The following is a 14,658-nucleotide window of genomic DNA, read 5'->3' on the forward strand; positions in this document are numbered from 1 at the left end:
CGACGCGAGCGGGGGAAGCCCGAATGATCGATGTCTCCGTCGTCGTTCCCACGCATAATCGCGTGCGAATCCTGCCGCAGACGATCCGTTCGATCCTGCGCCAGCAGGATGTCGCGATCGAGCTCATCGTGGTCGACGACGGCTGCACCGACGGGACCGGCCCCTGGCTCGACCGCTTCGCCGGCGCGGATGCGCGGATCACGGTCGTGCATCATGCCGAGCCGCGCTTCATCTCGGAGGCGCGCAATGCCGGCATCGCTCGGGCCAGCGGGCGCTGGATCGCCTTCTGCGACGACGACGATCTCTGGGCGCCGGACAAGCTCTCCGTCCAGCTCGCCGCCATGCGCGCCGACGCCGCACGATGGGCCTGCACCGGCGTCGCCGTGGTGAACGAGGATCTCCAGATCATCGGGCATCACCATGCGACGGGCGGCGACCTGCTGGCGGGCCTGCTGACGAGCAACCGCATTCCGGCGACCTCGTCGGTGATCGTCGAGCGCGACCTTGTCAGGGATGCCGGGGGCTTCGATCCCGGCTTGCGCGGCTCCGAGGATTGGGATCTCTGGATCAGGCTGGCGCAGAGATCGCCCGTGGCGGCAGTCGACCGACCGCTGGTCGCCTATCGCCTCGGCCGGCAGTCCCTCTCCCTCGACGTTGCCCCGATGCGCATGGGACGCCGGATCATCGCCGAGCGCTACGCGGCACTGGCCAGGGCCCATGGCGTCCGCTCCGACGCGGCGGGACATGAACGCTACCTCGCCAAGCAGCTCCTGCGCAGCGGCGCGCGCTGGCGGGCTGCCTCCCTGTTCGCCGCGCTGGCGCTCAGGCACGGCCGGTGGCGCGAGCTGCCCCGGGTGGCTGCCGCCCTGATCGCGCCGCGTATGACGGACCGGATCGGCCAGGCCCGCGCGTCCGCTGCCGTGCCCGGCGCCTGGCGCGAGGAGGCCGAGGCCTGGCTATCGCCGATCCGCGGCATGAGCCAGGCCGACAGGCCATACGGCCGTCCCGCAGGCCAAGCCAGGGAACTGGAAGCATGAAACCAGCACTCGGCTCCCTCGACCCGATCCATGGCGGCGAGTTTCGACAGGGGGCCGCTCAACCCTGGCCGACGACATCCGTGCGGGCGGCCAATATCGCGGCGATCGGGAATCTGCTGCGGGCCATCATCTTCGCCATCCTGCTCGTCCGCGCCTCGTCCGACCCGGTCTTCGGCATGCTGGGAGGCGGTGCCGACGCAATGGGCCTGGGGGCCGTCTTCAATGCGCTCGCGATCGCGATCGCCGGCATCCTTGTCCTGCAGGCGCCGGTGAAGGCTTCCTTTCCGGTCATCGGCATTTGGGGGCCGTTCCTGCTGATCGCCTTCGGCTCGACGCTCTATGCCCCGGATTTCCAGTCGGCGGGGCGGCTCGCCTTCTCCCTCCTGACCTACTGGGCCTTCTTCGCGATCCCGTTCTTCATCCTGCGCTCCTCGCTCGACGTGACCCGGCTGATCCTCGTGGCGATCGCCTCGTCGATCCCGCCCACGCTCTATGCCTTCGTCGATATCGCCCGCGGGCTGTCCGATTTCGGGGAATTCCGGCTGCAGAGCACCTTCTCGCATCCGAACATCTACGCGTTCTATCTCGTGCTGCTGCTGGGGCTTGGGCTCTATGTCCGATCCTCGCGGATCGTCAGCGTCTCCCCCCGCATCCGCATGCTGGTGACGCTCTACATCCCGCTGCTGATGCTGTTCCTGCTGCTCACCAAGACGCGCAGCGCCTGGGGGGCCTGCGGGGTGATGTTCCTGATCTACGCCGTCAGGATCGACCGCCGTTTTCTCGCAGGCCTGCTCCTGATCCCGGTGCTTTTCATCGCGAACCCGAGCCTGATGGACCGGCTGACGGATGTCACGGCCGCGACGGAGATCGACAGCTTCTCGCAGCTCAACGAGAGCACGCGGCTGAACTCCTATGTCTGGCGGCAGGTGCTGTGGGAATCCGCCATCCCGCAGGTGCTGGACCAGCCGCTGCTGGGCCATGGCCTCGACTCGTTCAAGCGCTCGACGCCGAGCTTCTTCCCGCTGGTGGGCCCCGAGGGGATGGACGCCCATAGCTTCTATCTGCAGATGAGCTTCGAGCTGGGGCTCCTGGGCGCCCTGTCGCTCGTCTGGCTGCTCGGCTCGGTGGCCTGGCGCCTGGCGCGGGGGCTGCGGCGCGATCCGCCCGGCATGCTGATCATGCTGTGTATCCTGCTGAGCTACATGCTCGAGTCCTATTCGGACAACATGCATTTCTACTTGGCGTTCAACTGGTATTTCTGGTTCGTCATGGGCACGATCTGCGCCTGGCTGCATCAGGGCGACCGCCTCGCCTTCGCCGCGCCGGGCGAGAGGCCGTCCGGGCTGCGCACCAAGGCCGCGATCCCCCTGCACCGCGCAGACTGATCGACGGAGAACCCGCTCGATCGCACGGCCCCCGCGAATGCGCGTAGCTCGCGCTGCGAGCCTGCCACCCCGTGATCGCCCCCGTTCAAGCCGGAAGCCGACCCCTTCCCCTCATTCAAGCACCAGCCGCAGGAACGACGCCGGAGGACCCGGCGTTTTCCTTGTGAATGCCACTGCAGGCGGAGGGCGCCGGGTGGGGGGAAGGCGGGCGTCGACGATCCCGGTCTCACCGGGAGGCTATCGCTCCGCCGGGATATCTCCCCTTACCCCCAAGTCTTTCGAGCTGAACCGGGCGCCGGACACGGAGCCCTTTTGGTTGGAAGACATGCTGGACACCATCAGCCATCCGCGGGTCATCCCCGACGCCGAAAGCCTCGAAAACCGGATCAACGTGCGGCCGCGGCCGTCCTTTGGTTTCCGCAGCCTCCGGAACCGCTGGTGGCTGCTGGCTGTCGGCGCCATCTCATGCCTGGTGCTCGCCGCGGTCTATGTCACCGTGCGTCCGACGACCTACACCGCGTCGAGCCAGTTGCTGATCTATATCCGGCAGGTTCTGACAGGCCCCGACCAGGCAATCCTGCCGGGCCGCGCCGATCTTCCGATGGTGCAGAACCAGATCGAGCTGCTTCACTCCGGCAATGTACTGGCCAAGGTCGTCGACGCCATGAAGCTCACCGACGATCCCGAATTCGCCGGGCAACGCCGTTCCGCCGACACGCCGCAAGAGGGCGTCGCCGCGACTGCCTCCCAGAGCAACGCCGCTCACCGCGCAGCGCTGGTGGTCCTCAACAACAGGCTCAGCATTCGCCAGGTCGGAACGAGCCACATTGTCACGGTGAGCTTCAAGGCCTCGAACCCCGAGAAGGCCGCCCGAATCGTCAACACTGTGATCCGGATCTACCTGCAGGAGCGCGGCCGGGCATCCGAGGCGGCCTCGTCCAAGGCGCCGTCGCTACGCGAGATCTATCAGAATCTCGGCCCGAGCGCGCAGGTGGTCGCCGAGGCCGAGCCGCCGATCAAGGCAGACGGGCCGCCGGCCGCCATGCTCCTCGCCGCCGCGGCCCTGATCGGCCTGGTCGTGGCCAGCGCCATCGCGATCCTGCTCGACGTGGTCGACGATACGGTCCGCAGCCCCGACCAGATGGAATATGTGCTCGGGCTGGAGTGCCTGGGCCTCGTGCCGGCCCTGCCGAATGTCCTGGCAGGGAGCGAGGACATCGCGGCGCGGCGTCTGCTCGCGGCGGAAGCGCCGCTCCTGCGCCGGGCCGCGGCGATGGTCCAGGACGTTTCCTCGGGTGGTCTGCGCACGATCGGCGTGACCTCGACCTTGCCGGGCGAAGGCGCCTCGACGCTCGCCATCGGCCTGGCGATGGCGATGGCCGCGGCGAAGATGCGCGTCCTGCTCATCGATGCCGTGCCGGAAGATCCTTCGCTCTCGCGATGGGCGGCCAATCTCTCGCGCGCTCCGCTGCGGCCGGGCGCGCATCCGGAAAGCGTGACGCTCGGTGATGCCGTCGCGGTCCAGGCAGGGCTGCATGTCCTGCCGCTGGCGGCGCAATTCGGCGGAGAATCCCGCCTGATGCGGCGCGGCTGGCTGGAAGAGATCCTGCGCGCCGCCGAAGCCTCCTACGACGTGGCGATCATCGACATGCCGTCGCTGGTCGAAAGCCCGCAGGTCCGGGCTGCCGCGCCGTCACTGGATGGCCTGCTGCTCGTCGTGAAATGGGGTGCGACCGAATCCGAGCTGATCCGGCAGGCCTTCCAGTCTTCGGGTCAGGCCAGGTCCAAGTTCATCGGCACAGTTCTGAACATGGCCGATGAAAACACCATCAAACGCCACGGAAGCCGAACTATTCGGACCGTGAAAACCTGAGATCAATCGTTTCTGGTCCTTGCCTGCGGGCAATTTGGGAAGGAGGCTGTCATGAAGGTCGTACTCTTCTGCGGCGGCATGGGCATGCGGCTGCGGGGCTATGTCGACGACGTTCCGAAGCCGATGGTGCAGATCGGGTCCCGCCCCATCCTCTGGCACCTGATGAAGTACTATGCCCATTTCGGCCACAAGGACTTCATCCTCTGCCTCGGCCACAAGGGCGGCGCGATAAAGGATTATTTCCTGAAATACGACGAGTCGATCTCGAACGACTTCGTCTGGTCGCGCGGCGGCCGGAAGATCGATTTCATCAACCGGGACAGCGACGACTGGACGATCACCTTCGTCGAGACCGGCCTGCATGCGACGATCGGCGAGCGGCTCAAGGCGGTCGAGCCCTATCTGCAGGGCGAGGAATACTTCCTGGCGAATTACGGTGACGGGCTCAGCGACCTGCATCTGCCGACGATGATCGACGAGCTCAAGCAGAGCGATGCCGTCGGCTCGCTTCTGCTGGTGCAGCCGACGGCGAGCTTCGACATGGTCAGGATGACACCGGACGGCAAGGTCGCCGAGGTCGCGGCGCTCGCCCAGTCCGACATCTGGATCAATGGCGGCTTCTTCGTCTTCCGGCACGCGATCTTCGACTACATCAATCCGGGCGACGAGCTGGTGCGGGAGCCGTTCGCGCGGCTGATCGCGCGCCAGTCCCTGCTGGCGCATAAATGCACCGGCTTCTGGCAGTGCATGGACACGTTCAAGGACAAGCAGCGCCTCGAGGAGCTCCACGACACCAATCCGCCCTGGAAGGTCTGGAAGGACTGCGCCAACATCGCCCATCCTGCTATGGCGATGGCGACGTCGGTCTCCCCCACGATCAACCAGGTGGCCTGACCATGCTGCGCCTGAGACCCGAGCGCGCCGGCGCTGCGCCGCTGCAGATATTGTGCCTGGGCTGCCACTCCGACGATATCGAGATCGGCTGTGGCGGCACGGTGCTGCAGATCGCGGAGGACCATCCGGACGCCGTGTTTCACTGGGTGGTCTTCAGCGCGAGCGGGATCCGCGCGGAGGAAGCGGCGAGCGGGGCCCGGCAATTCGTCGACCCCGCCCGCATGAAGCGCGTGGTGCTGAAGGAGTTCCGGGACGGCTACATGCCGTTCGACGGGGCCGAGATCAAGAACGTCTTCGAGGAGATCAAGCGGGAGGTGTCTCCGGACATCATCTTCACCCATAACCGCCACGACTCCCACCAGGACCACCGGCTGATCGCCGAGCTGACCTGGAACACCTTCCGCAGCCACCTGATCCTGGAATACGAGATCCCGAAATATGACGGCGATCTCGGGCAGCCCAGCGTCTTCAACGCGCTCTCGGACGACACCTGCGAAAAGAAGGTCGACCTCATCCTCGATACCTTCAAGTCGCAGGGCAACAAGCACTGGTTCGACCGCACCACCTTCATGGCGCTGATGCGGTTGCGCGGAATGGAATGCAACGCACCCAGCGGCTACGCGGAGGCCTTCTACGCCCGCAAGCTGATGCTCTGAACCGGCGATCGAGAACGACATGCAGGACCTGAAGAGCAAGACCGTCCGCGCCGGGCTGATCAATGTCAGCTCGCGCGGAGCCGGCTTCGCCATCCGGATCGTGGCCCTCATGATCATGAGCCGCCTGCTCACGCCCAACGACTACGGGCTCGTCGCGATGGTCACGGCCTTCACGGGCGTGCTCAACATGTTCGGCTGCTTCGGGCTGTTTCAGGCCGCCGTCCAGCGCGACGTTCTGAGCGAAGACGAATCCTCGTCGCTGTTCTGGCTGAACCTGATGATCGGCGCCGCGATGACGACGCTCGCCATCATCGCCGCGCCCATGGTCGCCGCCTTCTACGGCGAGCCGCGCCTGATACCGATCATGGCCGTCATCTCCTTCACCTTCGTCTTCACCGCCGCGGGCGTGCAGCATGGCGTGCTGCTCCAGAGGCGCATGGCCTTCGGCACTTCGGCCGCGATCGACATCAGCGCCATGGTGTTCGCCGTGCTCGCCTCGGTGGCGCTGGCCGAGTTCGGCTACAGCTACTGGGCGATCGTCTCGATGAATGTCAGCGTGCCGCTGGCCATCACGATCGGCCTTTGGCTCACGACCGGCTGGATTCCCGGTCGGCCGCGGATCATGCCGGGTCTGAGCTCGATGCTGCGCTTCGGCGGCGGCATGACGCTGACCGGCTTCCTCGCCTATATCACGGTCAATATCGACAAGCTTCTGCTTGGCCGCTTCTGGGGAACGGAAGCAACCGGCCTCTACACCCGCGCCTTCTTCCTGATCAGCTTCCCGACCGACAATCTCAACATGACGATCGGCGAAGTCGCCTTCGCGGCGCTGTCGCGGACCCGGGAGGATCTCGATCGCCTGCGGCGCTATTTCCTGAAGGGCTATTCGCTGACAGTGACCTTGACGCTGCCCCTGGCCGTCATCTGCGGGCTCTTCGCGGATGATATCGTCGCCGTGGTCCTGGGGCCGAAATGGACGAGCGCCACCGAAATCTTCCGGACATTCGCTCCGACCATCCTGGTCTTCGCGATCTCCAATCCGCTCGGCTGGCTGCTCAACGCGCTCGGCCTGATCAGGCGCTGCGTCTATATCGGCCTGTTCTCCGCCTCGTTCATGATCACCGGCGTGCTCATCGGGCTTCCCTACGGGCCGCACGGCGTCGCCTTGGCCTATTCCTCGGTCATGGTGCTCAAGCTGATCCCGATCTCCGTCTGGGCGCTGCACGGCACGGGGGTACGGGTTCGTGACGTCCTCTTGGTGCTGGCGCATCCTCTGGCGGCCTGCGCGGCGGCGGGAGCGATCGGCTTCGGCGTCCATAGTCTGTGTCCGCCGACGATGTTGCCGGTGCTGCGCCTCATCCTAGATGTCGGATCGTTCGGCGCGACCTATGTCCTGGCCCTGCTGCTCATCGCGGGCGAGAAGGGGCTGTATCTCGACCTCTTCCGCGCCGCCAAGGCAGGCGCCGACCAGACCGCGTGACGCGCCCGCGGGCGTCCCTCTTCAAACACGCCTCGCCGATTCCGTGCTGCGCCGCACGCGCGCTTCTTCTGCCCGGCCAAATCCTTGAAACGATGCAGCTTCTGCACCGGAACACCGGCGCCGTGGCGGACATTATTCAAGTGAGACGCCTGAATGCGAGGGCTGGGGCATGCATTTCGACGAGACCAATGTTTGCGGTGCGATGGTCATCGAGCCCGCTCCGCATACCGATGCGCGCGGCCGCTTCATGCGGGCCTGGTGCCTCCGGGAATTCGCAGAGCACGGCATGGCCTTCACGCCCCTGCAGGCGAATATGGGCTTCAGCACGAAGCGCGGCACGATCCGCGGCATGCATTTCCAGGATGCGACCGCCAGCGAAGCGAAGCTGGTGCGCTGCACCCGCGGCGCCATCTTCGACGTCGTCCTCGATCTCAGGCCGGACTCGCCGAGCTACGGCGCCTGGCATGGCGTCAAGCTGAGCGATGAGAACGGCCGCATGCTCTATCTGCCCGAGGGTTGCGCACACGGATACCAGACACTCGAGCCGGATACCGAGATGCACTACATGACCTCGGCCTTCTATGCGCCGGCGGCGGCAAAGGGCGTGCGCTTCGACGACCCGGCCTTCGATATCGCCTGGCCGCTTCCCGCCGCCGAAATCTCCGAACAGGACCGCAACTGGCCGCTGACGCAGCCCCTCTTCTCCGGCGCCGCTGCGCCGAAGCAGCGTCTGTCGGCCTGACGGCATCATCGAAAGGGAACGGGACATGGCTCTGGACATGGTGTTGCGGGACTACGAGGCCGCGGGGCGGCAGATCCGCGTCGGCATGGTCGGCGCCGGCGCCACCGGACGCGCCATCGCGCTTCAGCTCGGCACGCCGGTGCCGGGCATGCGTCTGGTCGCGATCGCCAACCGGACGCTCGGCAACGCCGAGCGCGCCTTCCGCGAAGCCAAGATCCACGGCTGGAGCCGGGTCTCGTCGGCGCGTGAGGCCGAGAGCGCCATCGCCCGCGGCGTGCCCGTCCTGACGGACGACGCCAGCGTGCTCACCGCCTGCGAGGCGATCGACATCATCCTTGAGGTCACCGGCACGGTCGAGGCGGGCGCGGCCGTGGTGCTCGACGCGATCGAGCATCGCAAGCATGTCGTGATGGTCAATGCCGAGCTCGATTCCCTGATCGGCCCGATTCTGAACGAGAAGGCCCGCGAGGCCGGCGTCGTCCTGACCAATACCGACGGCGACGAGCCTGGCGTGGCGATGACTTTGCTGCGCTATCTCAGGACGCTCGGCCTCAGGCCGGTCGCGGCCGGCAACATCAAGGGCATGGTCGACTATTACCGCAATCCCGAGACGCAGCGCGCCTTCGCCGAGAAGAACGACCAGGATCCGCGCAAGGTCACTTCCTTCGCCGATGCCACGAAGCTGTCGATGGAAACGACGGTGCTTGCCAATGCGACGGGCTTCCGTGCGGGCCGCCGCGGCATGCATGGACCGGCCTGCGGCGATGTCCGGGAGATCGCGGGGCGCCTGCCGGCCCAGGCGATGCTCGAGACGGGGCTGGTCGACTACGCCCTGGGGGCTGCGCCCCATACCGGAGCCTTCGTCGTCATCCACGAGGAGGATCCGCTAAAGCAGGCGCAGCTCGCCTATTACAAGCTGGGCGACGGGCCGTTCTACGTCTTGTATACGCCGTTCCACCTGCCGCATCTGCAGATCGCCTCGACGATCGCCCGCGCCGTGATCCAGCACGACCCGACGGTCGCGCCACTCGACGGCCCCGTCTGCGAGGTCGTCACCGTGGCGAAGCGCGACCTCAAGGCCGGCGAGAGCCTCGACGGCATCGGCGGGTTCACGGCCTACGGCCTGATCGAGAATGCCGCGGATGCGCGCGCCGCCGACGCGCTGCCGATCGGCCTGTCCGAGGACTGCGTCCTGCGCTGCGACAAGCGCAAAGACGAGGTCGTCTCCTTCGCCGACGTCGTGCTGCCGGCCGGGCGCCGGGCGGACGCCCTCTGGCGCGAGCAGCAGGCACGCTGGCCGCTGCGGGACGCGAAGGCCGCGCCGGCACGGGTCCTCGCCGAAGCGGCGTCCTGACATGAGCGCCCGGCCATTTCGTCGACATGGAGTTCCTCAGCCATGCTGAACCGTTCTTTCTGGGAAGGCCGCAAGGTTTTCGTCACCGGGCACACCGGTTTCAAGGGCGCTTGGCTCTCGCTCTGGCTGGATGCGCTGGGCGCCGATGTCACGGGCTTCGCGCTCGCGCCGCCGTCGGAGCCGAGCCTCTTCGAGCAGGCCAAGGTGGGCGAATGCGTCCGCTCGATCCATGGCGACGTGCGTGACCTCGCGCATCTGCAATCGGCGATGGCGGCCTGCAAGCCCGATGTCGTGATCCATATGGCCGCCCAGTCGGTCGTCCGCGCCAGCTACGACGATCCGGTCGACACCTATGCGACCAACGTCATGGGCACGGTCCACCTGATGGAGGCGATACGCCGCCTCGAGCGCCCCTGCGTCGTGGTCAACGTCACCAGCGACAAATGCTACGAGAACCGCGAATGGGTCTGGGGCTATCGCGAGAGCGACCCGATGGGTGGCCACGATCCCTATTCCAACTCCAAGGGCTGCTCGGAGCTGGTGACCAATGCCTATCGCGACTCTTTCTTTCCGCCGGAGACGCTGTCCCGGCACGGCGTAGCGGTGGCGAGCGCCCGGGCGGGGAATGCCATCGGCGGCGGCGACTGGACGGCCAACCAGCTCATTCCCGACCTGATCCGGGCCTTCATGGACCGTCGCCCCTGCCGCATCCGCAGCCCCCGGTCGATCCGCCCCTGGCAATTCGTCCTGATGCCGCTCCACGGCTATCTGCTGCTGTGCGAGAGGCTGGCGGAGGACGGCGCCGGCTTCGCATCGGGCTGGAACTTCGGGCCGTCGGAAGGGGATGCCAAGCCGGTCTCCTGGATCGCCGACAAGCTCGTGACGTCCTGGGGCGAAGGCGCCTCCTGGGCGCAGGACGGCGCGACGCACCCGGCGGAAGCGCAGTTGCTGCGCCTCGACACGTCCAAGGCGCGGGCGCTCCTGAACTGGCACCCGGTTCTCCAGCTCGACCAGAGCCTGCTCTGGATCGTCGAATGGTACGAGGCCTTCCAGGCCGGAAAGGATCTGCAGTCGCTCACCCGCCGGCAGATCGAACGCTACGAATATCTTCTGCAGGACGACGCCGAGACCTGTGCGCTGGCGACGCGGCGGATGCGGGCCGCTGCGGCACCTCTGCTCACAGCCGCCGACGGTTGATCCAAAAGCCGATCATCGGCTCAAGGGAGACACGCCCATGCCTAACGCTGTTGTGCTGGGAACTGGAATGGCGGGCTTCGGGGCCGCCCATCGCCTGCGGGCGGAAGGCATCACCCCGGTGATGTACGACAAGAACCCGCATTACGGCGGCCATACGATGTCGTTTCGCCACGAGCCCGGCTTCGTCTTCGATATCGGGCCGCATATCTCGTTCACCAAGGACGAGCGCATCCAGGATCTGTTCGCCGAGAGCGTCGGCCAGCTCTACGAAACCATCCAGATCAACCTGAACAACTACTGGCGGGGCTACTGGCCGCAGCATCCCGTGCAACTGCACCTGCACGGCTTGCCCGAGGATGTGGTCGTCAAGGTCATCGCCGATTTCGTCGAGGAGCGGCAAAAGCCGGAAGGACCGATCAGGAACTACAACGACTGGCTGATCGCCAGCTTCGGCCCGACCTTCGCCGAACTCTTTCCGAAGCAGTACACGCGCAAGTATCACCTCACCTCGGCCGAGAACATGAGCACGGACTGGCTGGGCCCGCGGATCTATCGTCCGACGCTCGAGGAAGTCCTGCGCGGCGCGATTTCGGCCTCGTCGCCGAACATCCACTACATCACGCATTTCCGCTATCCGCAGCAGGGCGGCTTCGTCTCCTATCTCAGGAATTTCGTGCCGCTCGGCGATATCCGGCTGAACCACGAGCTGGTCTCGGTCGATCCGCGGGCGCGCTTGCTCACGTTCGCCAACGGCACGATCACCAGCTACGACACGTTGATCTCGTCCGTGCCGCTGCCCGACCTCATCCCGATGATCGCGGGCACGCCGCGCGACGTGCAGGAAGCCGCACGCAAGCTCGCCTGCTCCTCCTGCGTACTCGTCAATATCGGCATCGACCGCGAGGATATTTCCCCGGCGCATATGTCGTATTTCTACGACGAGGACATCTGCTTCACGCGCCTGGGCTTCCCGCACATGCTCTCGCCCAACAATGCCCCGAAGGGCACGGGAAGCATCCAGGCCGAGGTCTATTTCTCGGACAAGTACAAGCCGTTCACGGGGAAGCCGACCGACTGGATCAAGCCCGTCGTCAACGATCTCCGCCGCTGCGGCTTGCTGCGCGACAGCGACCAGATCCTCTGCAGCAATGCGATGTATCTCCGCTACGCCAACATCATCTTCGACCTCGATCGCGCGGCGGCGCTCGCGACGGTGCACGGCTATCTCGACGATCTCGGGATCTCCTATTGCGGGCGATACGGCGATTGGGGGTACATGTGGACGGACGAAAGCTTCAGGAGCGGCGAGGCCGCAGCAGGGGCCGCGCTCTCGCGGCTCGGGGCTTCCTCGGCCCGGCGCCAGGCGCAGCCGGCATGAGCGAGAGAGTCAGCATCGATGTCGGCACCGTCAAGCCGGCCGGCCAGCCCTGGTCGGCGCGGCCGGAGAGCGGCGCCGAAACGACCGGCGCCGCGCGCGCCAAACCCAGCCGCATCGCCCTGCTCGCGCATTGCGGCACAGGCAACCTGGGCGACGAGGGCTCGATCGCCTCGGTGCTCGACAATATCAGGCGCCGGTGGCCAGGCGTCTCCGTCCTCGGCCTGTCGATGGACCCGCAGGACACCGAGCGCCGCCACGGCATTCCGAGCGTGGCGATGCGCCAGACGGTCTATCCGTTCCAGGAGGCGTGGTCCCTGGAGGCAGGCGCCTCCGGTCAGCCCAGCTTCAGGGACAAGTTGAAGCGGTCCTTCAAGAAGTTGGGACCGCTGTTTCGCGTCGCAAAGGTCCTGCGGGAAAACCTGATCACACGGCCGGCCCAGATTCTGCGCGAAATCCCGTTCCTCATCCGCTCGCTCCTCATCCTCTGCGAGCTCGACCTGATGATCATCAGCGGCGGAGGGCAGCTCCTCGACTGGGGCGGCCCCTGGGCTTTTCCCTATACGCTGTTCAAGTGGGTGCTTCTTGCCAAATGCGCCAACGTCAAATGCGTCTTCCTGAACAGCGGCGCAGGCCCGCTGGACGCACCTTTGAGCCGCTGGTTCGTCCGGCGCACGCTCAATCTCGCCGATTACGTGTCCCTTCGCGACAGTGCCTCGGGCGAATTGCTGCGGAAGGTCGGCTTCAGCGGCAAGACGACCGTCGTCGCCGACGCGGTCTGGAACCTGCGATTGCCGGAGCATGCCGGGACGCCATCGCGCGACAGGTCCACGGAGCGCGTGATCGGCCTTGCGCCGATGGCTTATGGCGATCCGAAACGGCATTGGCTCGACGATGGCCCGGGCTATCGCCATCTGATCGACAACCTCGCCCAATTCTCCTGCCGGATGATCGAACGCGGCTATCGCGTCAAGCTCTTCAGCAGCGATATCTGGTTCGACGCCCAGGCGATCGCGGATCTCGATGCCGCCATCCGGGAGGCCTGCCCGGAACTGGCGCCCAGCCAGGTCACGCGGGAGACGATCGCCGAGATCGACGGCCTGCTTTCCGCCCTGTCCGGCCTGGATTGCTACGTGACCTGCCGCTTCCACGGGGTGGTGTTCGCCTCACTGATGAACGTGCCGGCCATCGCCCTTTCGCCCCACCCGAAGGTCACCGACCTCATGGCGGAGCTCGGACTGTCCGACTACTGCGTCGATATTTCCCAATGCGACGCGGAGGATCTGACGGCCAGGGCCGACAGGCTGCTGGCCGACGCCGACGCCATAAAGGCAGGCATCGCGGCGAATGTCGCGCGTTTCCAGGCACAACTGACGGAGCAATTCGACGAATTGTTTCTGGAGAACGTCGGAATCTACGCCAAGAAACCGAGATAACCCAAAAAGGCGGTGGGCACATGGACCAGAGCAGCAAGCCGTTGGTGAGCGTGGTGACACCCGCCTACAACGGAGAAAAATTTCTCCGCGAATGCATCGACAGCGTCCTGGCACAGACCCACCAGAACTTCGAATACATCATCCTCAACAATGCCAGCACCGATGCGACACTGGACATCGCCGAGGAATACAGCCGGCGCGACAGCAGAGTCCGCGTCTTCAGCAATGACAGGCTGCTGCCGATCATCGCCAACCACAACAAGGCGTTCGGGCTCATGTCCGCGGACAGCAAATACTGCAAGGTCGTCTCGGCCGATGACTGGATCTACCCCGAATGCCTCGAAAAAATGGTCGGCCTTGCGGAAACCTATCCATCGGCGGGCATCATAGGCGCCTATCAGCTGAGCGGCGGGAACGATATCTGGTATGTCCGCAATGTCGGCCTGCCCTATTCGCAGTCCATCGTCGCGGGTCATGATATCTGCCGCGCCCATCTGCTCGGCATGCAGCGCGTTTTGGGCAATCCGACATCGGTTCTTTACCGGGCGGACCTGATACGGGAGAACCCTGAATTCTTCCCCAACGCCACGCAGGAAGCGGATATCAGCGCCTGCCTTCAGCATCTCAGGCACTCAGACTTCGGATTTGTGCACCAAATCCTGGCACACGAACGCATTCATCACAATCGCGCGACAACTTTATCGCTCCAAACAAACGCCTATGTCTCCGCAGAGATAAGCGACTGCCAGAAATACGGAGATTTCTATCTTTCCCGGATTGAAAAAAAGGAAAGAATCGAAGAATTGCTTGATCAATATTATGACTACCTCTCGGTCAGCGCCTTCAAACTCAAGGACAAGACATTCTGGAATTATCACATCACTCGATTGCAGGATCTGGGATACCAGCTTGATCGCGTGAAACTTGCGACCGGTATCTCCAAAAAATTAGTCGACTTAGCTCTCAACCCGAAGATAACGGCTAAAATGATCGTTAACCGCATTCATTCGTATTCAACGCTCAAAAAAATACCGATCTATCCTGAAAACTGAGCCGAGCTGCATAAATTAACCTGATTAAACGTGACCTGACGCAGTTTTACTTAGTTTCAAACCGACCACCATACGATCCCGTTCGAGAGGCGACGCAAATGTAATCCAGATAACACCTCCGTGATGATTAACGACTTACTAACCAACTTGCCGCCGGGGACAATTTTAGGTAATCTT

General features: G+C 64.9%; 12 protein-coding genes. All 12 read left to right on the forward strand.

The annotated features are described in order from the left end of the window. The first annotated feature begins 23 nt into the window (after positions 1-23). Positions 24-1,037, forward strand: a complete 1,014-nt coding sequence (locus JHD80_RS05245) for a glycosyltransferase family 2 protein (protein ID WP_199085323.1) — start codon at positions 24-26, stop codon at positions 1,035-1,037. Further along, positions 1,034-2,422, forward strand: a complete 1,389-nt coding sequence (locus JHD80_RS05250) for an O-antigen ligase family protein (protein WP_199085324.1) — start codon at positions 1,034-1,036, stop codon at positions 2,420-2,422. Before JHD80_RS05245 ends, JHD80_RS05250 begins: the two co-directional genes overlap by 4 nt. 37 nt (positions 2,423-2,459) lie before the next feature. Continuing rightward, entirely contained in the window at positions 2,460-4,295 is a 1,836-nt protein-coding gene (locus JHD80_RS05255; RefSeq protein WP_199085325.1) for a Wzz/FepE/Etk N-terminal domain-containing protein, read from the forward strand. A gap of 51 nt (positions 4,296-4,346) precedes the next feature. Next, positions 4,347-5,189, forward strand: a complete 843-nt coding sequence (locus tag JHD80_RS05260) for a glycosyltransferase family protein (RefSeq protein ID WP_199085326.1) — start codon at positions 4,347-4,349, stop codon at positions 5,187-5,189. 2 nt (positions 5,190-5,191) lie between these two features. After that, on the forward strand, positions 5,192-5,845 hold the full coding sequence (locus tag JHD80_RS05265; protein ID WP_199085327.1) for a PIG-L deacetylase family protein: 654 nt from the start codon (positions 5,192-5,194) through the stop codon (positions 5,843-5,845). A 19-nt stretch (positions 5,846-5,864) separates the two neighbouring features. Then, positions 5,865-7,325, forward strand: a complete 1,461-nt coding sequence (locus JHD80_RS05270) for a lipopolysaccharide biosynthesis protein (RefSeq protein ID WP_199085328.1) — start codon at positions 5,865-5,867, stop codon at positions 7,323-7,325. Positions 7,326-7,494: 169 nt separating this feature from the next. Further along, complete coding sequence (gene rfbC, locus JHD80_RS05275) at positions 7,495-8,067, forward strand: dTDP-4-dehydrorhamnose 3,5-epimerase (protein WP_199085329.1); 573 nt, start codon at positions 7,495-7,497, stop codon at positions 8,065-8,067. Between the two features lie 25 nt (positions 8,068-8,092). Continuing rightward, complete coding sequence (locus JHD80_RS05280) at positions 8,093-9,421, forward strand: NAD(P)H-dependent oxidoreductase (protein ID WP_199085330.1); 1,329 nt, start codon at positions 8,093-8,095, stop codon at positions 9,419-9,421. A 42-nt stretch (positions 9,422-9,463) separates the two neighbouring features. Beyond that, entirely contained in the window at positions 9,464-10,618 is a 1,155-nt protein-coding gene (gene rfbG, locus JHD80_RS05285) for a CDP-glucose 4,6-dehydratase (RefSeq protein ID WP_199085331.1), read from the forward strand. 37 nt (positions 10,619-10,655) lie between these two features. Then, a complete protein-coding gene (locus tag JHD80_RS05290; RefSeq protein WP_199085332.1) occupies positions 10,656-11,996 on the forward strand; it encodes a protoporphyrinogen/coproporphyrinogen oxidase in 1,341 nt (446 codons plus the stop codon). Further along, the gene (locus JHD80_RS05295; protein WP_199085333.1) at positions 11,993-13,429 is read left to right on the forward strand and encodes a polysaccharide pyruvyl transferase family protein; all 1,437 of its coding nucleotides are present in this window, start codon (positions 11,993-11,995) and stop codon (positions 13,427-13,429) included. Before JHD80_RS05290 ends, JHD80_RS05295 begins: the two co-directional genes overlap by 4 nt. 20 nt (positions 13,430-13,449) lie before the next feature. Further along, positions 13,450-14,481 (forward strand): glycosyltransferase family 2 protein, encoded by a 1,032-nt coding sequence (locus JHD80_RS05300; RefSeq protein ID WP_199085334.1) that lies wholly within the window; start codon positions 13,450-13,452, stop codon positions 14,479-14,481. Positions 14,482-14,658: the final 177 nt, after the last annotated feature.

It is taken from the genome of Allobosea sp. ASV33 (assembly GCF_016428755.1).
Lineage (GTDB): Bacteria > Pseudomonadota > Alphaproteobacteria > Rhizobiales > Beijerinckiaceae > Allobosea.